This is a genomic window from Nocardia vaccinii NBRC 15922, assembly GCF_001613305.1.
GTDB classification, from domain to species: Bacteria; Actinomycetota; Actinomycetes; order Mycobacteriales; family Mycobacteriaceae; genus Nocardia; species Nocardia vaccinii.
Window position 1 is genome coordinate 143,290 of sequence record NZ_BDCC01000005.1, and the last position, 23,506, is coordinate 166,795.

Genomic DNA, 23,506 nt, shown 5'->3' on the forward strand with positions numbered 1-23,506 from the left:
CGCGGTCGGGCCACTGACCCGGCCGGCGGCACGCACTTTCCACCGCTGGTCGCACCTCGGCGTCCGGCGTACCGTCGAACGGGTGCAGATGTCCACCGCGCGCATCCTGATGATCGGCCTTCAACCCAACGCGCTCGACTACAGCAAACACCCCGGCCTGGACGAGGCGACCCTGACCGCACGCATCGAAGCCGGTAACGCGGCCCTGCGCGCCGCCGGATTCGGCGCCGTGTCGTGCCAGATTCCCGCCGACCCGGCCCAGGCCGAGACCCAGATCCGCGAACACCTCGCCGACGGCCCGTTCGACCTGGTCATGATCGGTGCGGGCGTCCGCGTCGACATCACCTACACCCTGCTCTTCGAACGCATAATCAACGTGGTCGCCGAGGCGGCCCCCGGCATCCGTTTCTGCTTCAACACCGCACCGGAGAACACCGGCGACACCCTCAGCCGCTGGGTAACGCCGTAGCAGCCGCGCTCAGCGGACCAGTAACTCAGCGAGATCGGCCGGGATACCTTGCGGCACCGGCGAGAACGAAACCGCCGCTCCCCAACGCAAATCCGCTCGATAACCACATCGCCCCGACCCACCGCGACCGGACGCCGTGCCGGATTCGCTTTGCCCTCGGGCGGCCGCCGTGGCATTGCCGGGCAGATAGATCCGAAAAACAGCGCGGCGTCGCGAGAAAAACCCCACCGCCCAACGTCGATTCGTTCAGCTGTCACAGCATCTGCTTGCACGCGGTCAGCCCGCGATGATCACGACAATCTTGCCGAGGCCGAGTTCGGACTCGCTTTCCGCGGTTGGGGGGCCGCACGCCCAGACTTCCCCGGCGCACAAAACCGCTACGCCCAACGCAAACCCGTTCAGTTATGACAGCATTCGCCGGCATGCTCAGCCGGGGATGACCAGGACGATCTTGCCGAGGCCGTGGCCGGATTCGCTTTCCTGTTGGGCCGCTGCGGCTTCGACGAGCGGAAAGATGCGGGCGCGGGCGGGCAGGATAATGGCCTCGGCGGCGAGCAGGCGGGCGGCCTCGACCACATTGTCCAGCGGGCCGCTGGGACGGGAGAAGAAGGGGATGCCCTTCTCGGCGGCCGAGGCGTCGGCGATGGTGATGATGCGGTCGGTGCCGCCGCGCAGTTCGATGGCGGCATCGAGGAATCCGTGTCCGGCACAGTCGAATACGGCATCGATGCCATTCGGGGCGAGGGCCCGGACGCGATCGGCGACGCCCTCGCCGTAGGTGGTGGGCGTCGCGCCGAAGGAGCGGATGAGCTCCTGATTGGCCGCCGAGGCCGTACCGATCACCCGGACGCCCGCCGCACGAGCCAGCTGCGCGGCCATCGAACCGACCGCACCCGACGCGCCGTGCACCAGCAGCGTCTCATCCGGCGCGAGATCCAGCTGTTCGAGGCCGCCACCTGCGGTGTTGGCCGCGACCGGGATCGCGACGGCATCGGTGAAGGAGAGTTCGGCGGGTTTGGCGACCAGACGTTCGGCAAGCGCGAATTCCGCGTACCCGCCGCCCTCCGCCCAGCCGATGACCTCATCGCCCACCTGCCAGGCGGCCTCGGGACCGGCCGCGTCCACAACTCCGGCGATCTCGATTCCCGCTCGGCGCGGGAATTCCGGACCGGGCATCATCCCCCGCCGCATCTTCCAATCCGCCGGATTCACCCCCGCCGCACGAACCGCCACCCGCACCCGGGCGCCGTCCGGTTCGGGCACGGGCACCTCGACCAGTCGCAACACCTCAGGTCCACCGATTTCGTCGTACTGGATCGCCTGCATGACACCGAGCCTATGCGCCGAGTCCGACAGTTTCCGGATCCCCGACCCCGCCCCCGGTCCCACGGCCCCGGCGGCGCCGGACTGGCCGAAGATCGCAGGTCGCACCCATTACGGTGCGGCGCTCGACTCGCCCGGGCCGGCGATGGACTCGGGTGAGACGAATACCGGGAGTCATGCGGCCACCGAGTCGCCCTCGTCGGCGAATTGCGTGTGGTACAGCTCGGCGTACCGGCCGTCCCGGGCGAGCAGGTCGGCGTGGGTGCCGCGTTCGACGATCCGTCCGGATTCCACGACCAGAATCTGGTCGGCATTGCGGATCGTGGACAGCCGATGCGCGATGACCAGGGCGGTGCGGCCGGTCAGCACCTCGGCCACGGCTTCCTGCACGGCAGCCTCGGAGGTCGAGTCCAGGGATGCGGTGGCCTCGTCCAGGACAACCACGCGCGGTTGCTCGAGCAGGAGGCGGGCGATGGTGAGACGTTGACGTTCGCCACCGGAGAGGCGATATCCACGCTCGCCGACGACGGTGTCCAGACCGTCGGGCAGCGAGTCGATCAGATCGCCCAATCTGGCCCGTCGCAACGCATCCCAGATCTCCGCATCGGTCGCGGTGGGACGAGCCAAACGCAGGTTGGCGCCGATGGTGTCATGGAACAGGTGCCCGTCCTGGGTGACCAGGCCCACGGTGGCCTGGATGGATCGCCCGGTCAGCTCGCGAACGTCGGCGCCGTTCAACCGAACCGCACCGGAATCCACATCGTAGAGTCGCGAAACCAGTTGTGCGATGGTCGATTTGCCCGCACCCGAGGAGCCGACGAGCGCGATCATCTGGCCGGGTTCGGCGCGAAGCGAAATCCCGTGCAGCACTTCGTCTCCGCCGCGAGTGTCGAGAGTGGCGACATCCTCGAGCGAGGCCAGCGACACCTTGTCCGCCGCCGGATAGCCGAAGCGCACATCGTCGAACTCCACCGTGACCGGGCCGGGCGGCACCGCACGCGCATCGGGCGCGTCCTGGATGAGTGGTTCCAGATCGAGTATCTCGAAGACGCGCTCGAAGCTGACCAGCGCGGACATGATGTCCACCCGGGCGCTGGCCAATGCGGTCAGCGGGGTGTAGAGCCTGGTCAGCAGCAGCGAAAGCGATACCACCGCACCGGCATTCAGCTGACCGCGCAGCGCGAACCAGCCGCCCAGTCCGTAGACCAGCGCCACCGCGAGCGCCGATACCAGCGTCAGCGCGGTCACGAAGGTGGTCTGCAGCATCGCGGTCCGCACGCCGATATCGCGCACGCGCCCGGCGCGCAGGGCGAATTCGGCCGACTCGTGCCGCGGCCGCCCGAACAGTTTCACCAGGGTCGCGCCGGGCGCGGAGAAACGTTCGGTCATCTGCGTACTCATCGCCGCATTGAGTTGCGCGCCCTCGCGCTGGATCGCCGCCACCCGGGTACCCATCCGCCGCGCCGGAATCATGAACAGCGGCAACATGATCAGCGCCAGCACCGTGATCTGCCAGGACAGCCGCACCATCACCACGAGGGTCAGCAGCAGCGTGACGATATTGGTGACCACACCCGAGAGTGTCGTGCTGAACGCCCGCTGCGCACCGATCACATCGCTGTTGAGCCGGCTCACCAGCGCACCGGTACGGGTGCGGGTGAAGAAGGCGATCGGCATCTTCTGCACGTGGTCGAATACCGCGGTGCGCAGATCCAGGATCAATCCCTCGCCGATCCGCGAAGACAGCCACCGGATCACGATGCCCAGCGCCGCGTCGACGACGGCCAGCGCACCGATCGCCACCGCGAGCAGCACCACGACTCGCGCCGCGGAATGTCCGACGATGTGATCGACCACCCGTCCGGCCAGCAGCGGATTGGCCACCTCCAGCACCGCCGACACCACGCTGAACAGCAGGAAGCCGATCAACAACCGCCGATGCGGCCGAGCGAAGCGCAGCATCCGGCGAGCCGTCGCCCCGCTGAACCCACGCCGCTCGGCCGGCGCGCCGGCCTGCCGATACAACTGACTCCACGCCACCGATTCGATCGTCATCCGCCCAACTCCCTTCCGCCGGCCATTCAACACCGACCCACCGACACTAGAACCTCAACAAAGCTTCAGCTCAAGTGTTCCGGGCGAGGAACGCGTTCGCGCACAGCGGAAAGGTCGCCGGTGAACTCCGGCCTCAGCTGTCGGTCGAATCAGTTCTGTTCGAGGCTGTAGCCCAAGGTCGCGCCCTGCATCCGCTCGGCGATCGGCAGATGCACGTTCTGGTAGTACTCGTCGAACTGCTGCGGGTCCGGCGGGTGGACTTCAGCTGTCGATCGGTTCCCAGCCACGCCGCGCCGCACGTCCCCCAGCGGCCTGCTTCGGGTCGCGGTAGCGATAGACGATGTAGGGGCGGAACAGGTATTGGACGGGCGCGCTGAACATGTGGACCAGGCGGGTGAAGGGGACCAGTGCGATCAGCAGCATGCCGATCACGGCGTGGACCTGATAGGCGACCGGGACCGAACTCATCAGGGCGGGGCCGGGGTCGAGGATGAAGATGCGGCGGGCCCAGGGGGCGATGGTGGTGCGGTAGTCGTAGCCGTGATCGAGGGTGGAATGGGTGAGTTTGGCGAACAGGCCCAGGAAGATCGCCGAGAGCAGGAACACGTACATCGTCTTGTCGTTGCGGGTCGTCGCCCGGAACACCGGTGCGTTGGTGCGGCGACGCAGAACCAGCAGTACCACGCCGACGATGGCCAGCACGCCCGCGATCGTGCCGGCGATCAGGGACAGCAGGTGGTATAGGTGTTCGCCCAATCCCAGTGCGCTGGTCCAGCTTTCCGGGATGAACAGGCCCATGAGATGTCCGACCAGGACGAACAGGATGCCGTAGTGGAACATCGGCGAGGCGATGTTGAGCAGTCGCGATTCGTACGGTTCGGAGGACCGGGTGGTCCAGCCGAATTTGTCGTAGCGGTGCCGCCAGAACAATCCGCCGATCAGCGATACCAGGGCGATATAGGGCAGTGCGCCCCACAGGAATACCTGCATCAGTGACCTCCGTTGCCGAGCACGGGTAGTAGGTCGAGGTGGCCGTAGGGGGACAGTCCGACGGTCTCGGTGGCCGGGCCCGATCTCGCCAGCGCACGCGCGGCGGCGCGATCGCGCGGGGTCGGGCCGGGCAGGGTGGCGCTGAGCGCGTTCAGGACGTGGACATACGGCGTCTCGGCCTCGTCCAACGCCAGACGCAACAGTTCCAGGCCCGGACGATGTTCGAGCAGCAGTTCGGAAGATCCCGTGGCAGCACAGAATTCGAGTACTACCGGCAAGTGGTCGGGCAGTTCGGTCTCGCGCAACTCCATCCCGTGCTCGCGATAGATATGCTTGAGCCGGGCAAGCGAACTGCCGCGTCGGCGCGTATCACCGTCCTGCCACCACGTCAGATGCAGGCAGTGCCGATTATGGAAATCGAAGACCTGCACGTACTGCTCGCACAGCGCCGCCCGGCCCACCGCCGCGGCGTGTTTCAGGAACGGCCGCAGCGCGGGCGCACCCGCGTCGAACAGCGGCAACCGGTCGAAGAACCGCTCGTCGGGGTAGTCCAGGCAGTGCGCGGCGGCCTGGTACAGCGCCGGAACCGAATCGCCGGTCACAGGTAGTCCTCGTCGGCCGTCTGCTTCCTGCGCAGCAGGTGGAAATTCTCGACCGTCATGAGCGGCAACAACTTCCGGCCGGAATCCGCGCCGACCGGGCCCGTCTCGCCCATACCGGGGCCGCCGTCGTAGTCCAGACTGCACTCATCGGGCAGCGCGGTTTCCTCGAGCCGCTGGGCGTCGCCCACGGCCGCGGTCGGAATCACGTAGCGCTCATCGTATTTCGCGATCGCCAGCAGCCGGAACATCGCCCGCAGTTCAGCGCCGGTCATGCCGACCGCCTCGGGAATCGATTCGTCGGGCGGGTCACCGAGATTGATGTCGCGGTGATAGGAACGCATGGCCGCGAGCCGGGCCAGCGCATCTTTGACCGGAATCACATCACCCGCGGTGAACAGCTCGGCCAGATATTCCACCGGAATCCGCAGGGTATCGATCGCGCCGAACAGATGCCCGGCGTCCTCGCCGTCGAATCCGGTCTCGGCCAGCGAATCCACCACCGGCGACAGCGGCGGGATGTACCAGACCATCGGCAGGGTGCGGTATTCCGGATGCAGCGGGAGTGCGACACGATATTTGCTGATCAGCGCGTGAACCGGAGAGCGACGAGCGGCGTCGATCCAATCCGCCGGAATCCCGGCCCGCTCGGCCTCATGCCGCACCCGCGGATCCTCCGGATCCAGGAAGACGCCCAGTTGCGCCTCGTAGAGGTCGGTATCGGACGGCGTGGAGGCCGCCTCGGTGACGCGGTCCGCGTCGTAGAGCACCACGCCCAGATATCGCAGCCGCCCGACGCAGGTCTCCGAGCACACCGTCGGCAGCCCGACCTCCATCCGCGGATAACACAGCGTGCACTTCTCGGCCTTGCCGGTCTTGTGGTTGAAGTAGATCTTCTTGTACGGACAACCCGTCACGCACATCCGCCAGCCGCGGCACCGGTCCTGATCGACCAGCACGATGCCGTCCTCACCGCGCTTGTACAGCGCGCCCGACGGGCAGGAGGCCACGCACGCCGGATTCAGGCAGTGTTCACAGATCCGCGGCAGATAGAACATGAACGTCTGCTCGAATTCGAATCTGACCTTCTCCGAGGCGGTTTCGCGAACCTTCCGGACGATCGGATCCTGATCACCGAATTCGGTGGCGCCACCGAGGTTGTCGTCCCAGTTGGAGCTCCACTCGATCCGCATCGGCTTACCCGACAGCAGCGAGCGCGGCGTCGCGACGGGGTAGTCGTCGCCGAGCGGGGCCTGGGTCAGCGCGCGATAGTCGTAGGTCCACGGCTCGTAGTAGTCCCGGATCAACGGCAGCACCGGATTTCCGAAGATGGACAACAGCTTTCGCAGCCGGCCGCCCGCCTTCAACTTCAACCGGCCCCGGCGGTCCAGCGTCCAGCCGCCCCGCCAACGTTCCTGATCCTCGTAGCGGCGCGGATACCCTTGTCCCGGACGGGTTTCCACATTGTTGAACCAGGCGTACTCCATACCGCCGCGATTGGTCCAGGTCTGCTTGCAAGTGACCGAGCAGGTGTGACACCCGATGCACTTGTCCAGATTCATCACCATTGCCAGCTGCGCCATCGGCCTCATCGGTACTGCACCTCCTGGGATCGGCGGCGGATCACGGTCACTTCGTCACGTTGATTTCCGGTCGGCCCGAAATAATTGAAACCCCAGCACAATTGGGCGTAGCCGCCGATGAGGTGACTCGGTTTGAGCAGCAGCCGGGTCAGCGAGTTGTGTGTCCCGCCGCGGCGTCCGGTGTGCTCGGTGCGCGGGACGTTCACCGTGCGCTCCTGCGCGTGATGCATGTAGACGGTGCCCGCGGGCATCCGGTGCGAGACGATCGCGCGGGCCACCACCACACCATTGCGGTTCACCGCCTCGATCCAGTCGTTGTCCGCCACCCCGATCGACTCGGCATCCGACGGCGCCATCCAGATCACCTGTCCGCCGCGCGAGAGCGAGAGCATGAACAGGTTGTCCTGGTACTCGGAGTGGATCGACCACTTGTTGTGCGGGGTGAGGTACCGCACGGTGACCTGGCGCGAGCCGTCTGGCCCGAGTTCGGGTTCGCCGAACAAGCGGCTCATATCCAGCGGCGGACGGTAGACCGGCAGACATTCGCCGACCTCGGCCATCCAGTCGTGGTCCAGGAAGAAGTGCTGCCGTCCGGTCAGCGTGTGCCACGGCCGGAACTGTTCGATGTTCTGGGTGAAGGCGGTGTACCGGCGACCGCCGCTCTCACTGCCCGACCACTCCGGCGAGGTGATCACCGGAACGGGCGCGGCCTGGGTGTCGGCATAGGTGACGCGCTTGCCCTCATGCTCGGCCGCGAGCTCGGCCATCGCCTGCCCGGTGCGGCGTTCCAGGGTGCGGAAACCCTGAGTTGCCAAGTGGCCGTTGGTGGTTCCGGACAGCGCCAGGATGGTGTCGGCCACGTGCACCGCGGTCTCGAGGCGCGGACGTCCCGCCGCCGGACCCGATTCGACCACGCCGTTGAGCGAACCCAGATACGAGACCTCCGCGTCGGGTCGCAGGGCGATACCCTTCACCGGCAGGCCCAGCTCCTCCACCAGCGGTCCGAGCGCCGCGAATTTGGCTCCGATCGCGGTGTAGTCGCGTTCGACGACGGTCAATGCCGGAAATGTGCGGCCGGGCACCGGTGCGCATTCCTCGCGCCGCCAATCCCGCACCACCCCGCCCGGCTGCGCCATCTCGCCCGGGGTGTCGTGCTGTAAGGCAGTGGCCACCAGGTCATGCCGGACGCCGAGATGTTCGCGCGCCAGTTCGCTGAGCCGATCGGCCAGGGCTCGGAAGATCTCGAAATCGGTGCGCGCCTGCCAGGGCGGATCGACCGCGGGGGAGAAGGCGTGCACGAAGGGATGCATATCGGTGGAAGACAGATCGTGCTTCTCGTACCAGGTCGCCGCAGGCAGCGTGATATCCGACAGCAGCGTCGAGGAGGTCATCCGGAAGTCCAGGGAGACCAGCAGATCCAGCTTGCCCTCGACAGGCTCGTTGTGCCACCGCACATCTCGCGGGCGCGATCGGCGCGGCGCCTCCTGCGCGGACAGCGAGGACTGCGTGCCCAGCAGATGTTTGGTGAAGTATTCCGCGCCCTTGGCCGAGGAGCCGAGCAGATTGGACCGCCACAGCATCAGCACGCGCGGCCAGTTGCGCGGGTCGTCGGGATCTTCGATGGCGAATTTCAATGTGCCGGAAAGTATTTCGTTGACCGCCCGGCCGACCGCATGTTCGCCCTCGCCCAGTTCGAGCGGATTGCGGTCGAAGGTCGGATAGGACGGCATCCAGCCCAGCCGGGTGGCCTGCGCCAGGCAGTCGATCGCGGTCATCCCGGCGAAACGTCCCGCACCCAGCGGTGAGGCGAGGGTGTCGGCGGTGAACCGGTCGTACCGCCACTGATCGGTGTGCACGAACCAATGGCCGGTGCCGATGGCCTGCCGGGCCGGGCGCGCCCAGTCGATCGCACCGGCGAGGGTGGACCAGCCGGTGAACGGCCGCACCTTCTCCTGGCCGACGTAATGCGCCCACCCGCCGCCGTTGCGGCCCTGACATCCGGTGAGCTGCAACAACGCCAGAAATGTTCGATAGATCGTCTCGGAGTGGAACCAGTGATTGGTGCCCGCGCCCATCAGGATCATGCACCGGCCGCGCGATTTCTCCGCGGTGGCCGCGAATTCCCGGGCGATCCGGATACACGCCGCGGCCGGAACCGAGGTGTGTTCCTCCTGCCAGGCGGGAGTGCCGGGGCCGGCGGGATCTTCGTAGGACTCGGGCCAGTCGCCGGGCAGTTCGCCCCGGCGCACCCCGTACCCGGCCAGCAGCAGGTCGAAGACGGTCGTCACCAGCGGACCGTCCGGGCCCAGGCGTCGCGCGGGCACGCCGCGGCGCAGCACCTCGCCGTGGCTCTGGGCGTCCGCGCCGCCGTCGGTGTCGAAGCGCGGCAACAACACCGGCACACCGTCGCCGCGGCCGTACAGGGTCAGTACCGGGACGATCGAGCCCAGATTCAGATTCCAGTGTCCCGCACCGGATTCGGACCAGCGGAAGCCGATCGATCCGGGTGGGACGGCGAGCTCGCCGGTATTCTCGTCCAGCACAACGGTTTTCCACTCCGCTTCCTCGCTGCTATCGCCGAGGTCGGCCGCGCGTACGAATTTGCCCGGTACCCAGGCGTCTTCGTGTTCGACGAGGGTGACCAGAAAGGGCAGATCGGTGAACCGGCGCACGTAATCGGTGAAGAACGGGACCTGGCGTTCCACGAAGCATTCCCGCAGGATCACATGTCCCATCGCCATCGCCAGTGCGGCGTCGGTGCCCGGATGCGGATGCAACCACTGGTCGGCGAATTTCGCGTTGTCGGCGTAATCCGGTGCGACCACGACGACCTTCTGACCGCGATAGCGGGCCTCGGCCATCCAGTGCGCGTCCGGGGTGCGGGTGACCGGGACGTTCGAACCCCACATGATCAGGTAGGCCGCATCCCACCAGTCGCCCGATTCGGGGACGTCGGTCTGATCGCCGAACACCTGCGGTGAGGCCACCGGCAGATCGGCGTACCAGTCGTAGAAGGAGATCATCGGCGCGCCGATCAACGCCATGAACCGCGCACCCGCCGCATGCGAGACCATCGACATCGCCGGGATCGGGGAGAATCCGGCGATCCGGTCCGGACCGTACGTCGCGATCGTGTGCACATGTGCCGCGGCGATGATCTCGAGCGTCTCGTCCCATTGCGCGCGCACGAGCCCGCCCTTGCCGCGGGCCTGCTGATATTCGAGTCGCCGGGCGGCATCGGACTGGATCTGGGCCCATGCCCGCACCGGATCGCCGGTGCGCTTCTTCGCCTTGCGATACATGTCCAGCAGGACGCCGCGAATGTAGGGATAGCGCACGCGCGTCGGGGAGTAGGTGTACCAGGAGAAGGACGCACCCCGTGGACAGCCGCGCGGCTCGTACTCCGGGCGGTCCGGGCCCACCGACGGATAATCGGTCGCCTGCGTCTCCCAGGTGATGATGCCGTCCTTGACGTACACCTTCCACCGGCATGATCCGGTGCAGTTCACGCCGTGCGTGGAGTAGACGATCTTGTCGTGGCTCCAGCGGTCACGGTAGAAGACGTCACCTTCGGTGCCGCCGCGATAGACGACGCTGTGCAGATCGGGTGCGGTAGCGCCCCGATGAAAGTACTTGCCCGTTTCGAGAATCAGTGCGTCCGGTTCCGCCATGGCTGTGCGATCCTTTCGACCCTCGGGACGGGCACCACCTCGACGACTGTATCGTTCGCACGGCGAAGTTCGGCCGACTTCCCGGCGGCGTTCTGCGCGGCGGGGTGCGGATGCCGCTTCGCCACATGTCAGACTGTGGCGCGTGGGTGAGTCGGACAACCGCCGTGCCGCATCCCTGCGAAATCTGAAGCCCGCCTGGTTCGCCTCGGTGATGGCCACCGGCATCGTCGCGCGCGCCGTCTCGGGCGCGGGCTGGCAGTGGGGCGGTGACGCACTGCTGATCATCGGACTGCTGACCTTCGCCGGGCTGACGATCGCCATGGTGGCTCGGGCGTTTCGCCATCCGCGCGAGATGGCCGCCGACGCCGGGAATCCGGCGGTCGGATTCACTTATCTGACCTTCGTCGCCGGGGCCGGAGTGCTCTCGACCGGACTGAGTGCCCATGGTCTCGCCGCCGCGGCGCTGGCTCTGCTCGCCATCGCCGCGATTGCCTGGCTTATTCTCTGCTACCTGATTCCGGCCGGATTCATGGTGCACCACAACACGGCTCCGGGAATGACCGGCGCGGACGGCACCTGGCTGCTGTGGGTGGTCGGCACCCAATCGCTGGCCGTGGCCGCCAGCGCACTGCCCGCGCCGTGGGCACACCGGTTCGCCACTCCCGCACTGCTGGTCTGGTCGATCGGCAGCATGCTCTACGGCATCGTGGCCGCACTGGTACTCGGTGCGCTGTTCGCGAAGGAACTCACGCCCGCGACCCTGGTGCCGCCGTACTGGATCTTCATGGGCGCCACCGCGATCAGCGTGCTGGCCGCCGCCAAACTGATCGACCGCACCTCCGATCACCTCGTCGCGCTGACCCAGCCGGTGCTGATCGGCGCGACGGTGGTGTTGTGGGCGTTCGGCACCTGGCTGATTCCCGCGCTGCTGATCGGCGGCGTCTGGCGATATCTGATCGAACATTTCCGCCGGAGCTTCGATCCGTCGCTGTGGAGCATCGTCTTCCCGATCGGCATGTACGGCGTCGGCACTCGCGAATTCGGTCTGGCCGTAGGTGAATCGTGGATGGTGACGTTCGGGCGGGCCGAGGCGTGGGTGGCGTTGGCGGCGTGGATCGTGGTCGCGGGTGCCACGGTCGCGCAGTACGTGCCGTTTTTCCGGCGGGCGGTGCCGTAAGTGCCGACACCCCAGGTGATCTCGACCGAACTCGCCGAGAACACCTGGGGCCGGGCTATCTGTGGAACAACGCCGAGCGCGGGTCAGGCGTCGGCTGGGTGCGGTACCGCTGTCAGAACTCTCCGGCGACGCCGAGTACCGTGCGACCCGAGTGCCGCCCCTCGCGAATCTCGCGCAGCACCGATTCGGCCTCGGTGATCGGGGCGTAGTTCTCCAGCTCCGACAGATGCCGCGGTTTGAGATCCTTGCCCAGGCGGGTCCACAGGGCACGACGCTGCTCGATCGGGAATTGCACCGAATCGATGCCGAGCAGGGCGACACCACGCAGGATGAAGGGCATAACCGTGGTGGGCAGCCCGGTACCGCCGGTGAGTCCGCTGACCGCGGCCGCACCGCCGTAATCAATCGTGCTGAGGACGTAGGCGAGGGATTTGCCGCCGACGCTGTCCACCGCGGCGGCCCACTGCGCCTTACCGAGCGGACGGATCTTCGCCTCCGGGTCCTCGGGCAGGCGGCCGATCACCGATTTCGCACCCAATGCCGAAAGACGCTCGCCCGCATCGGATTTACCTGTGGAGGCGACCACCTCGAAGCCGAGACCGGCCAGAATGTCCACCGCTACGCTGCCGACGCCGCCGGTCGCGCCGGTGACCAGGACCGGACCGGCATCCGGGGTCAGGCCGCGATCCAGCAGGGCCTGCACACTCAGCGCCGCGGTGAATCCGGCCGTGCCCAGGGCGGCGGCCTCGCGCGGGGTGAGACTCTCGAGCCTGACCACCCATTCCGCCGGGACCCGGGCGTATTCGGCGAATCCGCCGTTGTGCGCGACGCCGATGTCGTAGCCGTGCGCGATCACCGGATCGCCGGGTACGAAGGACGGGTCCTCCGATGCGGACACCTCACCGATGATGTCGATGCCCGGAACGATCGGATACTTGCGCACCACCCCGCCGCCCCGCGTGATCGCCAGCCCGTCCTTGAAGTTCGCACTCGAATAGAGCACCTTGATCGTGACCGTGCCCGGCCCGAGGAAGTCGTCGCCGACCTCCTCACGCGTCAACACGACCCCGTCGTCCGTCTCGTGTGCCACCATCGCCAAGAACATCATGGGTCCGAGCATAGGGCGACCGCGCCTGCCCAGCGAGCATCGAATGACAGCCGCACCCCTTGTGCTATGGGGCCGGCTACAGGGCGGCCGGAGGGCGCACCCTTCGCACCGAATATTCACCGCGTTCGATGTGCGGCGCCGACAGCATGCCACCATGAAGACATACCAGGGCCATCGAACCATTCCCGGATCCACACCTCCGTGGCAGATCCTTCGCGGCTGGTGGCAGGGATCATTCGGCCGGGAGCCTCGGCCGGCGAATCCGCGCGCCGGTCAATGTGAATACGAGGCCACGCCGACCGGACCCGCGCCCAGACAGACGTGCAAACCCGGTGTGGCAACGCCGATTCGCAGCAGCGTGCCGCCGCCGATGACGCGGACGTAGACCGTGTTCAGGCCCTCGCGGACCGGGGCGACGACGGTTTCGCCGTGTTCGAGGGCGACGGTGATCCGGCCGTCGCGGCCGGCCAGATAGTTGAGCTGGGCGGTCCAGGCGTTATCGATCATGGGGCCGTCGAGCGGGACGGGGACCGGCTGCGTGCCGGATATCGCGTAGCCGCACCCGCGGACGGGGCCGCGGCGGATCCCCCGGTTCCACCAGACCGCGGCGTCGACGATCCGGCCCTCGTCGGTGATCATGCGCAGACGGGGCGTGGCATGGGCGAACATGTTCGGGGGCGCGAGGGGGGAGAGCACCACACTGATCCGGTTCAGCGGATAGGCCAAGGGGTTCAGCACTTTCCACGGCACCTCCTGTTCGAGCAGGGGTGGGCCGCCCGCGGCCAGCTCGGATTTCACGGTGGTGAGGTAGACCCGGGTCGGACTGACGGACCAGGATCGGCTGAACGTGATCGTCGACCACAGACTGCTCGCCACGAACGCCGCGACCAGCGCGACCGCGATCGGTGGCCGCACTCCGCGCCGAACCACTCGGCGCGGCCCGGCCCGCAACAGCAGCGCACCAGCGACGGTCAGCGGAACGGCCAGATCCGCGAGGTAGCGCAGCGATTGGGTCAGCTCGTCGGTGGTGTACGGTCCGCCCCGGATCAGCGCCACCGGCAGTTGCGCGGCCAGCACGTAGACCACCACGGCCACCCAGACCGGCCACACCCGGCGCCTGGTCCGGATCGAATACACCACGAGCGCGCCGATGATCAGCCAGGCAAGCACCACCGCCCAGACCGGCGCCGCCGCCCACGGCGTCGAGGGCACCCACCGTTCCCAGCGCCACGGCCCGCCCACCAGTGCGGGCACGATGCCACGCGATATCGCGTGATCCAGCAGCGCCCGCACCCCGGCCGGGGTGCTGCGTACCGCCGAGACGTGCACCACCGTGAGATAGATCGCGCCCCAGCAGATCAGCACCGCCGCCGCGCCGACCCACAATCGCGCGCCGCGCCGCGCCACGGTGCGGATCGCGTGCTCACCCCCGTCGACGTACCGGATCAGCCCGGCCGCGACGAAAGCCACGAACGGCACGATCACCGACTTCTCGAAGAACAGCAGCGCCGCCGCCAGCACCACACAGCCGGACAGCGCGTACCGCCCCCGGCCGGTCCGGATCAGCAACACCGCATCGCCCACGACCCAGGCCAGCGCGATCTGCAGCGGCAAGGCGTTCAGCGCGGCGGACCACCAGGCGAACGCGGGCAACGTCAGCGGGCAGAACAGGTAGAAGGCCAGCGGAATCAGCAGCGTCCACCGGGTGCTGCGAGCCATGGCAGCAGCGCGCTCCCGCAGCCCCCGCCCGGCATCTCGGCCCGACCCGTACTCCGGCGAGGTCAGCGCGAGCAACATGCGCAGCACCGCCGCCGAGGCGAGCAACTGCAACACCAGCATCGAGAGCACCGGACCGGCCCACAGGTACGGACCCAGCCGCGTGATCACCCAGGCGACGGCGAATGCCGCGGGCATGAAATGCCCGTCGTGGTCGTACAGCAGCAGATTCGCCGAGAACAGCGGCAATCGCCCCGACCGCCCCGCGAGGATCAGATCGTCCCAGTAGAAATAGCCCCGACCGGCCAACCACCCCCGAACCATCAGTTGCACCACGACGAGCCCGATCGCCACAGCCGGCGGCCCGTTCACCCACCCCCGGCGCAGGCCATCCGCCACTCGCGGCGTGGATACCGCCTCCGACGATCCGGCCGACGCGATATCCATGGCACCCCACCATAGTGGCGAATCCCGATTCCGTCGGAGGTGATCCGCACACCGACCCGAATCGACGCTGCGCGTGCACGAAAAACACTCTCCGGGAACAAGATCCGCACGCGACCGCGGCGCGATCCGCTGCCGGCACGACCGCCGCACGTGCACGACCACGTCACACGCCCGAGCGGTAGGCCCGACGGGGTCACGGGGTGAGGCCACCAGTCCAGGGACATGTTCGCTCGGTCTCGGGTGAGTCACACGCAGGGCCGGAGGTCGGCGGCGGCGCGGCCCGCCGAGTCCGGGACCCGGGCGGGCCGGGCGTACCGGCACAGATCATTCCGGCGACGGCGAGCGGTGCGCAGCCGCTGCCGGGGCGCGGGTGAAGTCGCAGGTGGCGCCGCCGAAATCGACGACGCCCCGGTGTGCGGGCCGCGGACGGCGCGCGGGTCAGCCGAACTTCGGCGCGCGCTTTTCCAGGAATGCGGTAATTCCCTCGACGCCGTCGGAGTCCTCGGCGGCGGCGGAGATGAAGGAGGCTTCGCGGGCGAGTTGTTCCTCGAGGGTGTGGTCGGGACTGACCAGGAGGAGGTGCTTGACGTTGGCGTTGCCGTGGCGGGGGCCGGCGGCGAACTGGGCGGCCAGCTCCTCGACGGTGGCGGTGAGGTCGGCGTCGGGGACGACGCGGTGCAGCAGATTCCAGTCCAGGGCCTCGGCGGCGGACAGGGTGCGGTTGAAGTACATCAGTTCCTGGGTGCGGCGCAGGCCGATCAGGCGCGGCAGGTAATAGGAAGCGCCGCCGTCGGGGCTCAGGCCCGCGCGGGTGTAGGCCATGGTGAACGAGGCCGATTCGGCGGCGACCACGACGTCACCGGTCACCGCGAGGCTGAAACCCGCCCCCGCGGCGGTACCGTTCACCGCGACGATCAGCAACGCCTCCATCCGCGCGAACGACGAGATCGCCGCGTGCAGGTTGTCCGCCAGATGTTTGACGTAGGGCCCCGCACCGCCCTCCTGCACCGCCATCGCCTTCAGATCGCCACCGGCGCAGAAGAACCGGCCCGCACCGGTCAGCGTGACGACCTTGAGCGCGGGATCATCGGCGACCAGGGATGCCACCTCCGCCAGTTCGCGGCCGAGAACGTGATCGATGCCGTTGGCCGCCGTGGGCCGATTCAGGGTGATCCGAGCGATATTCCCGGCGCGCTCGAACTCGATCGTCTGGTACTGGCTCATCAGGACTCCCTCTCCATCGCGTCCGCATCCAATGTGACATACGGCGCAGAGCACGCGGATAGCCGGGAGGTCTATTCGGGCAGCAGTTCCAGGCGGACGCCGAGCAGGCGCACCGGCCGGTCCAGCTCGAAACGACCCAGGATCTCCAGCGCGGCCTGTGCGATCTGGGCGACGTCGGTCGTCGGCTCGGGGAGTTTGCGCTGTTTGGTGCGGGTGTAGAAGGTATTGGTGCGTACCGTGACGCCCACCCGCACGGTGATGCGCCCGGTCTCGGCAACCTCCTCGGCCACCGCGGTCGCCAGTCGCAGCACTTCGGAGTCCATCTCGGCGCGTTCGGTGAGGTCGTGCGGGAACGTCTCGGATTTGCTGTGGCCCACCGGAACTCGTGGTTCGGTGACCACTTCGGTATCGCCCGCACCGCGGCCCAGCAACCACAGATACGGTCCCGTGCTGGGACCGAATTCGGCGGCCAGGACCTGCCGGTCCGCCGCGGCGAGTTCGGCGACGGTGGTTATCCCCAGGTCGGCGAGGCGTTTGGCGATGCGGGAGCCGATACCCCACAGGGCATTGGTCGGGCGCTGCGCCATCAGCTCGGACCAGTTCTCGGCAGTGAGCCGGAAGATGCCGGTTCGCGCATCGGAGATCTCCTGCTGCGAATCGCCCGTCTTGCCGACCGATTTCGCGAATCCGGTGGCGAGTTTCGCTCGAAGTTTGTTGTCTCCGATACCGATTGCGCAGGTCAGATCCAATTCCTCGATGGCGCCGCGGATCTCGCGGGCCAGCTGTTCGGGATCATCGGTGTCCGCGGCCAGGAACGCCTCGTCCCAGCCGAGCACCTCCACCCGGACCGGGAAGGCGCGCAGCAGATCCATGACCTCGTCGGATGCCTCGGAATAGGCGGCCATATCCAGCGGGAGGAATATCGCGTCCACACATTTGCGCGCAGCGGTACGCAACGGCATGCCCGCATGCACCCCGTACCCGCGCGCCGGGTAGGACGCGCAGGTCACCACCTTGCGCGGCTCGCGTGGATCGCCGTTACCGCCCACGATCACCGGTTGCCCCCGCAGCTCCGGGTGACGGCGGAACTCCACCGCCGCCTGGAACTGGTCGAGATCCACATGCAACAGCCACCTGGGCATGGGTCAGTCATACCGCACACCGGTGACAGGTTCCGGGAATACTCGATTCGCGGTGATCACCGATCGGAGTAGACACGGTAACGAGGTGTTCCGCACCCGATCCACACCGTGCGGCGCTTGCGCCCACCGACCAGGAGGAAGGTCCGATGACAGGTACCGGTACCGCAATCGATATCGATGCCGCCCGCGCGGTGCTGGCCGCTCAGCCGTTCAGTGCGCTGATCGGCACCGAGATCACCGCGTTCGGCGACGACGGGGCCACGCTCGAGATCCCGATCCGCCCCGATCTGGCCCAGCAGTTCGGTTTCGTGCACGGCGGAGTCCTGGCCTACGCCGCCGACAACGCCATCACCTACGCCGCCGCGACGGTCCTCGGCGCGAACGTCCTGACCGGCGGTTTCAGCATCACCTACCTGCGCCCCGCCACAGGTTCGCGGCTGCGCGCACAGGCCCGGGTCACCGGATCCACCCGACGCCAGGCCGTATGCGGCTGCGAGATCCACGCCGTGCAGGAAGACGGTGACCTCGTGCTCTGCGCCGTCGCTCAGGGGTCCGCGCGGTCCGTCGACCGGGAACTGTCCGGGTCCGAGAGCTGAGACCGGCCCGAGGTCACCGAACCGCTGGACGCGGTAGACCGGGGACAGCGCCGCCCGGGACCGGAAGGCGGCCACCGAGATGCCTGTGCCGCACGATGTTTCGTAGTGACCCCGGCCGCGGGTCCGGGCACCGAATCCGCTCCGGTCGATTCCTCTTTCGCGGCACCTGCGGTCAGACGCCGGACGGTACCGAAGCATCCACTGCCACCTCGTCTTTCGCGGGGAGTCCGGTGATGGCGCGAAGTGTCCCGGTGAGGGTCGCCGGGGTCAGGCCGGTGTCGGAGCGAGCGGCCACGTGCATATCGGGACGGACGAGTAGTGCACCGCCCGTGGGTAGTTCGGCGCGGGTGCGCCATTCGTTCTGCGGCAGGGCGTGCACGGCGAGATCGATCCCGGTCTCGCGCTGGGCCTGGGCGGCCGCGTCGCGCCAGGCGGCGGAGGTTCCCGCGACGAGTAGGGCGAAGCCGGGGCCGCACAGGTCCAGGGTCGAGACGGTTTCGGCGGCATCGATCCACAGGTGCGGGACGCGAGTTCCGTTCTGGCCGCTCAATCTCTCGACGTGCAGGGGCGCGGTGGATTCGGCCGCGACGGCCGTCGAGGAGTAGCGGAAACGCACCATCACATCGCCGTTGTCGAGGCGTTTGGCCAGATCCTCGGCGTTGTCCGGGGTTTGGATGCCGTAGCGGGTGCGGAAATCGGTGCCGAGGCGGGCCTGCTCGGCCGCGACCAACGCTCGCGGACGACGTTCCGCCGCATAGGAATCCAGTAGCGCTGGACCTGCCGAGCCGGACAGCACGGCCGCCAGCTTCCAGGCCAGATTGTGCACGTCGGCGATTCCGGTATTGCCGTTGAAACCGCCCCAGGGCGCGTGGCGATGCGCCGCGTCACCGGCCAGGAACACCCGGCCGCGCCGATACTCGTCCGCCACGAAAACACCAGTGTCCCAAGCGCTCCGGGCAAGCACCTCGACCTCGAGCTCGGGCACGCCGGCCATTTCGCGGATCAGCTCGACACAACGCCGCGCGGGATAGTTCGCGAGTGTCTCGGCGGCGGGATCGAATTCGATGTGGAACGACCACTCGTCGGTGTTGTTCTTCGACAACACCAGTCCGCGCACCCCGGCACCGGTGATCTCACATTGACTGAAGGTCCGGCCGTGCAGGACGCCGGTCAGATCGGTGCGGGCGAATACGTTGATCAGATGATGCGTCGGCGGCAGTTCCCAGCCGCCGATGCCGAGCGCACGACGCACGGAACTGCCCGCACCGTCCGCGGCGATGAGATAGTCCGCCCGCAGCATGGTGACCGCGCCGGCACTGTCCCGCAGCCTGGCCCGAACACCGTCCCCGTCATCGTGGAATTCGGTGAGCTCGACACCGAACCGCAGATCACCACCGCGATGGCGGGCCAGATCGGCCAGTACCGGTTCCAACAGCACCTGCGGCAGGAACAGGAACCGCGAGGGGCTCGGCTCGCCCGCGGCCATCGCCGCCGCGACCCGCGAGATATCCATCGGCTGCGCATCGGTCAGCGCCGACCCCTGCCACGCGCCACCGAACCGGCCGTCGGCCAATGCGGTCGCGGCGACCTGCTCGAGCCGCGATCCCGCGCCGATCTGCCGGAAGATCTCCGCGGACCGGGTGTGCACACCGCGCGAACGGGGCAGCACCGACATCGCCGAACGCCGTTCGACGAGAACATAAGGGACACCGTGATATTCCAGGAGCAACGCCGCCGACAGGCCGACCATGCCGCCCCCGGCGATCAGAACCGGAACGTGCTGTGCAGTACTCATGCGGTCATCGTGTGCGCGCCCGCTTGCACGGGTCTTGCGCCGCGATCACGTGCGCATGCGGCCTGATGGCCCACCACGCTCCCGCCGTGCGACCGGTCGGCGGCCGGAGCCGATTCCGCCGCGCACCGCACGCCACAGCGCCGCCCATCGCCGGATGCGCCGGCCGGACATACCAGAGGGCCGTGCACCCCGAGAAGTGCACGGCCCCCTCGAGGCCGATCAGGCCGAGGCGGCCAGCGCCTGGTAGGCCGGTTCGGCGACCGGCTCGATGGCGTAGGCCAGGATCTCGGCCACGTCGGCGACGGGACGCACATCCAGTGCGGCCAGCACCTCGGCGGGGACGTCGTCCAGATCCGGCTCGTTGCGGGCCGGGATGAACACCGTCTTCAGTCCCGCGCGCTGGGCGGCGAGCAGCTTCTGCTTCACCCCGCCGATCGGCAGCACCCGGCCGTTCAACGTGACCTCACCGGTCATGCCGACATCCGAGCGGACCTGCCGGCCCAGTGCCAGCGACACCAGGGCGGTCACCATGGTCACGCCCGCGGACGGCCCGTCCTTGGGCACCGCACCGGCCGGGAAGTGGATGTGGATGTTGCGATCCAGCACCCCCGCAGCGCTCCGGCGGGCCGTAGGCGGCAGCGGAGCGTAACCACGTAGGTCCTCGGAAGCTGCGGCATCGGTTGGAGCTTCGATACCGATCTCCGTGAGATGCGAGCGGACGTAGGTCAGCGCGATCTGCGCGGATTCCTTCATCACATCGCCCAGCTGACCGGTCAGGGTCAGCGAACGCTCACCCTCGGCGGCATTGGCCTCGATGTAGAGGACGTCGCCGCCCGCGCCGGTTACCGCCAGACCCGTCGCGACACCGGGGACCGCGGTCCGCTCCGCCCCGTCGGGGGTGAAGCGCGGACGGCCCAGGTAGTCCTTCAGATCACCCAGCCCGATCACCAGCGTGCCGGAACTGGCAGCGGCCGTGACGGATTCGGCGTCGTATCCCAGATCCTTGTCGTAACCCAGACTCTCCGGTACGAATTCGCCCTTGCCGAAGGGACTTTCGACGCCCGAGACATCCGCCGACTCCGACAACCCGGTCGCGGCCTTACGTAGCGCCTTGGCGATCAGACGCTCCATCTGCCGCACCCCGGCCTCCCGGGTGTAGTTCGCGGCGATCTCGCGCAACGCCTCGTCGGTGATCGAAACCTCTTGCGCGGTCAGCGCATTGCGCTCGAGCTGACGCGGGATCAGGAAGTCGCGGGCGATGGCCACCTTGTCGTCCTCGGTGTAGCCGTCGACCGTGATCAGCTCCATGCGGTCCAGCAGCGGGCCCGGGATCGTGTCCATGACGTTCGCGGTCGCGATGAACAGCACGTCGGACAGGTCCAGGTCCAGATCCAGGTAGTGATCGCGGAACGTGTGGTTCTGCGCCGGGTCCAGCACCTCGAGCAGCGCGGCGGCGGGATCGCCCCGGAAGTCGGAGCCGACCTTGTCGATCTCGTCCAGCAGCACAACGGGATTCATCGATCCCGCCTCCTTGATCGCGCGGACGATCCGGCCGGGCAGTGCGCCGACGTAGGTGCGCCGGTGACCGCGGATCTCCGCCTCGTCGCGCACGCCGCCCAGGGCCACGCGAACGAACTTGCGGCCCAACGCCCGTGCCACGCTCTCACCGAGCGAGGTCTTGCCGACTCCGGGCGGACCGACCAGCACCAGCACCGCACCGGAACCGCGGCCGCCGACGACCTCCAGTCCGCGCGCGGCTCGCCGCGCCCGCACCGCCAGGTACTCGACCATGCGGTCCTTCACCTCGTCCAGGCCGTGGTGATCGGCGTCCAGGACCTCGCGGGCGGCCGAAACATCGGTCGCATCGGTGGTTTTCACCGTCCACGGCAATTCCAGGACGGTGTCGAGCCAGGTGCGGATCCAGCCCGACTCCGGGCTCTGATCGCTGCCGCGCTCGAGCCGGTCGACCTCGCGCAGGGCGGCGGTGCGGACCGTCTCCGGCAAATCGGCCTGATCCACCCTGGTGCGGTAGTCGTCCGCGCCGTCGGGCTCGCCCTCACCCAGCTCCTTGCGAATCGCGTTGAGCTGCTGGCGAAGCAGGAATTCGCGCTGGGACTTCTCCATGCCCTCGCGCACGTCCTCGCTGATCTTCTCGGCGACCTCGGCCTCGGCGATATGGTCCTTGGTCCAGCCGATAAGCGTGGTGAGACGTGTTGCCACGTCCGGGGTTTCGAGTATTTCGCGCTTCTGCTCATCGGTCAGGTACGGCGCGTAGCCGGCGGTGTCGGCCAGCGCGGAGGGATCGGTCAGCCGATTGACCGCGTCGATCACCTGCCATGCCTCGCGACGCTGCAGCACCGAGACGACGAGCTTGCGGTACTCGGCGGCGAGTTCCTTCGTGCGGCCGTCGGCCTCGGGGATCTCGACCGGTTCGGCCTCGACCCACAGCGCCGCACCCGGCCCGGTCACCCCGTGGCCGATCTTCGCGCGCCGCTCGGCCTTCAGGACCGCCGCGGGTGCGCCGCCGCGCATCCGTCCGACCTGCTCGATCGTCGCCACGACGCCGAAGGACGCATAGCCCTCGGCCAACCGGGGGGCGAGCAGCACGGCGTCCAGGCCCGCTGCCCGGGCGGCATCGATGGCGGCCTGCGCCGACTCGTCGAGCTCGATGGGCACCACCATGCCCGGCAGCACGATCGGATCGGTGAGGAACAGCACCGGCAAATTCTGTGGTGTAGTCACATTCGACCTTTCCAAAGTTGAGCGATACCTACTCAACCCCGAGCATTCCGGTTCTGTTCCGCCAGAGCGTTCACTGCACGCGAACACGTACGCAACCCCAAGTTGAGCCTATTGCACTCAACAATCATCGCCGGAGGATTGTTCCGATCCGAACAACCGAGCCATGCACACCAGCATCGCCGACGTCCCGGAACAGGGCGCCCGAAGACGACCACGTCCGCAGGGTGATCGAACTCGGTGTCGCGCGAAATGCCCGAGTCGCGCCTAGGGATATTAGGTTGGAGGGATGTCACCCCGATCAGGCCTCACGACCGAGCGTGTGGTTCGCGGCGCGGCCGAACTCGCCGACGAGATCGGCTTCGACAAACTCACCCTGTCGGCGGTCGCGCGAAAATTCGGGGTGAAGGATCCGAGTCTGTACGTGCATGTCCGCAATCTGCACGATCTGCGGGTCCGGGTGGCGCTGCTGGCCAGCGCGGAGTTGAACGAGCGGATCGGGGCCGCCGTGGCGGGACGCTCCGGCCGCGACGCGCTGACCGCCTTCGCGGACGCCTACCGCTCCTATGTGCTGGACCATCCGGAACGCTATGCGGCGACCCAGATTCGGATGGATCCGGCCGAGGTGGGTGACGACCCCGCGCTGCTGCGCAGTATCGAACTCACCACGGCGGTCCTGCGCGGCTACCACCTCGACGACACCGCGGGCCTGGACGCGGCGCGACTGCTGCGCAGCACCTTTCACGGATTCGCCACCCTCGAGGCGTCGGGCGGATTCGCCCACTCCCGCCCCGCCGCCGACTCCTGGCCGCACATCGTCGCCGCTCTGCATCACACGCTGTCGAACTGGCCGTCATCGGACTGATCGCCGG

At 67.9% G+C, this 23,506-nt stretch carries 17 protein-coding genes; 4 read left to right on the plus strand and 13 right to left on the minus strand.

All coding sequences use genetic code 11. The annotated features are described in order from the left end of the window. The first annotated feature begins 82 nt into the window (after positions 1-82). A complete protein-coding gene (locus NV1_RS01650; protein ID WP_218026898.1) occupies positions 83-469 on the plus strand; it encodes a hypothetical protein in 387 nt (128 codons plus the stop codon). A 426-nt stretch (positions 470-895) separates the two neighbouring features. Here the strand turns inward: NV1_RS01650 and NV1_RS01655 are convergent, their stop codons facing one another. The 7 genes from NV1_RS01655 to NV1_RS01680 form a co-directional block, all read right to left on the minus strand. Next, positions 896-1,795: an NADP-dependent oxidoreductase gene (locus NV1_RS01655; RefSeq protein ID WP_067884700.1), complete on the minus strand. Its 900-nt coding sequence runs from the start codon at positions 1,793-1,795 to the stop codon at positions 896-898. 171 nt (positions 1,796-1,966) lie between these two features. Further along, positions 1,967-3,847 (minus strand): ABC transporter ATP-binding protein, encoded by a 1,881-nt coding sequence (locus tag NV1_RS01660; RefSeq protein ID WP_067884702.1) that lies wholly within the window; start codon positions 3,845-3,847, stop codon positions 1,967-1,969. Positions 3,848-3,996: 149 nt separating this feature from the next. Next, positions 3,997-4,134: an EthD domain-containing protein gene (locus NV1_RS43120; RefSeq protein WP_157116400.1), complete on the minus strand. Its 138-nt coding sequence runs from the start codon at positions 4,132-4,134 to the stop codon at positions 3,997-3,999. Next, positions 4,109-4,837, minus strand: coding sequence for a respiratory nitrate reductase subunit gamma (gene narI / locus NV1_RS01665; RefSeq protein ID WP_067884704.1), 729 nt, complete (start codon positions 4,835-4,837; stop codon positions 4,109-4,111). Before narI ends, NV1_RS43120 begins: the two co-directional genes overlap by 26 nt. After that, positions 4,837-5,439, minus strand: a complete 603-nt coding sequence (gene narJ / locus NV1_RS01670; protein WP_157116403.1) for a nitrate reductase molybdenum cofactor assembly chaperone — start codon at positions 5,437-5,439, stop codon at positions 4,837-4,839. The genes narI and narJ overlap by 1 nt, the downstream gene beginning before the upstream one ends. After that, a complete protein-coding gene (gene narH, locus NV1_RS01675) occupies positions 5,436-7,028 on the minus strand; it encodes a nitrate reductase subunit beta (protein WP_067884705.1) in 1,593 nt (530 codons plus the stop codon). Before narH ends, narJ begins: the two co-directional genes overlap by 4 nt. Then, a complete protein-coding gene (locus tag NV1_RS01680; protein ID WP_067884707.1) occupies positions 7,025-10,690 on the minus strand; it encodes a nitrate reductase subunit alpha in 3,666 nt (1,221 codons plus the stop codon). The genes narH and NV1_RS01680 overlap by 4 nt, the downstream gene beginning before the upstream one ends. 142 nt (positions 10,691-10,832) lie before the next feature. Between NV1_RS01680 and NV1_RS01685 the strand changes: the two genes are divergently transcribed. Next, positions 10,833-11,867 carry a tellurite resistance/C4-dicarboxylate transporter family protein gene (locus tag NV1_RS01685; RefSeq protein WP_067884709.1) on the plus strand — a complete coding sequence of 345 codons (1,035 nt, stop codon included), beginning with the start codon at positions 10,833-10,835 and terminating at the stop codon, positions 11,865-11,867. Positions 11,868-11,979: 112 nt separating this feature from the next. Here NV1_RS01685 and NV1_RS01690 read toward each other — a convergent pair whose 3' ends face one another. The 4 genes from NV1_RS01690 to NV1_RS01705 form a co-directional block, all read right to left on the minus strand. Next, entirely contained in the window at positions 11,980-12,975 is a 996-nt protein-coding gene (locus NV1_RS01690; protein WP_067885055.1) for an acrylyl-CoA reductase family protein, read from the minus strand. 273 nt (positions 12,976-13,248) lie between these two features. After that, positions 13,249-15,138 carry a hypothetical protein gene (locus NV1_RS01695; RefSeq protein WP_245713503.1) on the minus strand — a complete coding sequence of 630 codons (1,890 nt, stop codon included), beginning with the start codon at positions 15,136-15,138 and terminating at the stop codon, positions 13,249-13,251. 438 nt (positions 15,139-15,576) lie between these two features. Continuing rightward, positions 15,577-16,362 carry an enoyl-CoA hydratase/isomerase family protein gene (locus NV1_RS01700; protein ID WP_067884711.1) on the minus strand — a complete coding sequence of 262 codons (786 nt, stop codon included), beginning with the start codon at positions 16,360-16,362 and terminating at the stop codon, positions 15,577-15,579. Positions 16,363-16,433: 71 nt separating this feature from the next. Then, positions 16,434-17,504 (minus strand): DNA polymerase IV, encoded by a 1,071-nt coding sequence (locus tag NV1_RS01705; RefSeq protein WP_067884712.1) that lies wholly within the window; start codon positions 17,502-17,504, stop codon positions 16,434-16,436. Positions 17,505-17,650: 146 nt separating this feature from the next. Here NV1_RS01705 and NV1_RS01710 point away from each other — a divergent pair, with 146 nt between their 5' ends. After that, a complete protein-coding gene (locus NV1_RS01710; protein ID WP_067884714.1) occupies positions 17,651-18,100 on the plus strand; it encodes a PaaI family thioesterase in 450 nt (149 codons plus the stop codon). A 172-nt stretch (positions 18,101-18,272) separates the two neighbouring features. Here NV1_RS01710 and NV1_RS01715 read toward each other — a convergent pair whose 3' ends face one another. Both NV1_RS01715 and lon read right to left on the minus strand, forming a co-directional pair. After that, the gene (locus tag NV1_RS01715) at positions 18,273-19,895 is read right to left on the minus strand and encodes an FAD-dependent monooxygenase (RefSeq protein ID WP_067884716.1); all 1,623 of its coding nucleotides are present in this window, start codon (positions 19,893-19,895) and stop codon (positions 18,273-18,275) included. Between the two features lie 219 nt (positions 19,896-20,114). Then, a complete protein-coding gene (gene lon / locus NV1_RS01720) occupies positions 20,115-22,577 on the minus strand; it encodes an endopeptidase La (RefSeq protein WP_067885059.1) in 2,463 nt (820 codons plus the stop codon). Positions 22,578-22,923: 346 nt separating this feature from the next. Between lon and NV1_RS01725 the strand changes: the two genes are divergently transcribed. Then, complete coding sequence (locus tag NV1_RS01725; protein WP_067884718.1) at positions 22,924-23,499, plus strand: TetR/AcrR family transcriptional regulator; 576 nt, start codon at positions 22,924-22,926, stop codon at positions 23,497-23,499. The last annotated feature ends 7 nt before the right edge of the window (positions 23,500-23,506 follow it).

Bases quoted from the DNA above. Each gene is read 5' to 3' on its own strand.
- NV1_RS01655 (WP_067884700.1), bottom strand. From the start codon at position 1,795: ATGCAGGCGATCCAGTACGACGAAATCGGTGGACCTGAGGTGTTGCGA.
- NV1_RS01690 (WP_067885055.1), bottom strand. From the start codon at position 12,975: ATGATGTTCTTGGCGATGGTGGCACACGAGACGGACGACGGGGTCGTG.
- narH (WP_067884705.1), bottom strand. From the start codon at position 7,028: ATGAGGCCGATGGCGCAGCTGGCAATGGTGATGAATCTGGACAAGTGC.
- NV1_RS01695 (WP_245713503.1), bottom strand. From the start codon at position 15,138: ATGGATATCGCGTCGGCCGGATCGTCGGAGGCGGTATCCACGCCGCGA.
- NV1_RS01715 (WP_067884716.1), bottom strand. From the start codon at position 19,895: ATGAGTACTGCACAGCACGTTCCGGTTCTGATCGCCGGGGGCGGCATG.
- NV1_RS01725 (WP_067884718.1), top strand. From the start codon at position 22,924: ATGTCACCCCGATCAGGCCTCACGACCGAGCGTGTGGTTCGCGGCGCG.
- NV1_RS01660 (WP_067884702.1), bottom strand. From the start codon at position 3,847: ATGACGATCGAATCGGTGGCGTGGAGTCAGTTGTATCGGCAGGCCGGC.
- NV1_RS01705 (WP_067884712.1), bottom strand. From the start codon at position 17,504: ATGCCCAGGTGGCTGTTGCATGTGGATCTCGACCAGTTCCAGGCGGCG.
- lon (WP_067885059.1), bottom strand. From the start codon at position 22,577: ATGGTGGTGCCCATCGAGCTCGACGAGTCGGCGCAGGCCGCCATCGAT.
- narI (WP_067884704.1), bottom strand. From the start codon at position 4,837: ATGCAGGTATTCCTGTGGGGCGCACTGCCCTATATCGCCCTGGTATCG.
- NV1_RS01710 (WP_067884714.1), top strand. From the start codon at position 17,651: ATGACAGGTACCGGTACCGCAATCGATATCGATGCCGCCCGCGCGGTG.
- NV1_RS01680 (WP_067884707.1), bottom strand. From the start codon at position 10,690: ATGGCGGAACCGGACGCACTGATTCTCGAAACGGGCAAGTACTTTCAT.
- NV1_RS01700 (WP_067884711.1), bottom strand. From the start codon at position 16,362: ATGAGCCAGTACCAGACGATCGAGTTCGAGCGCGCCGGGAATATCGCT.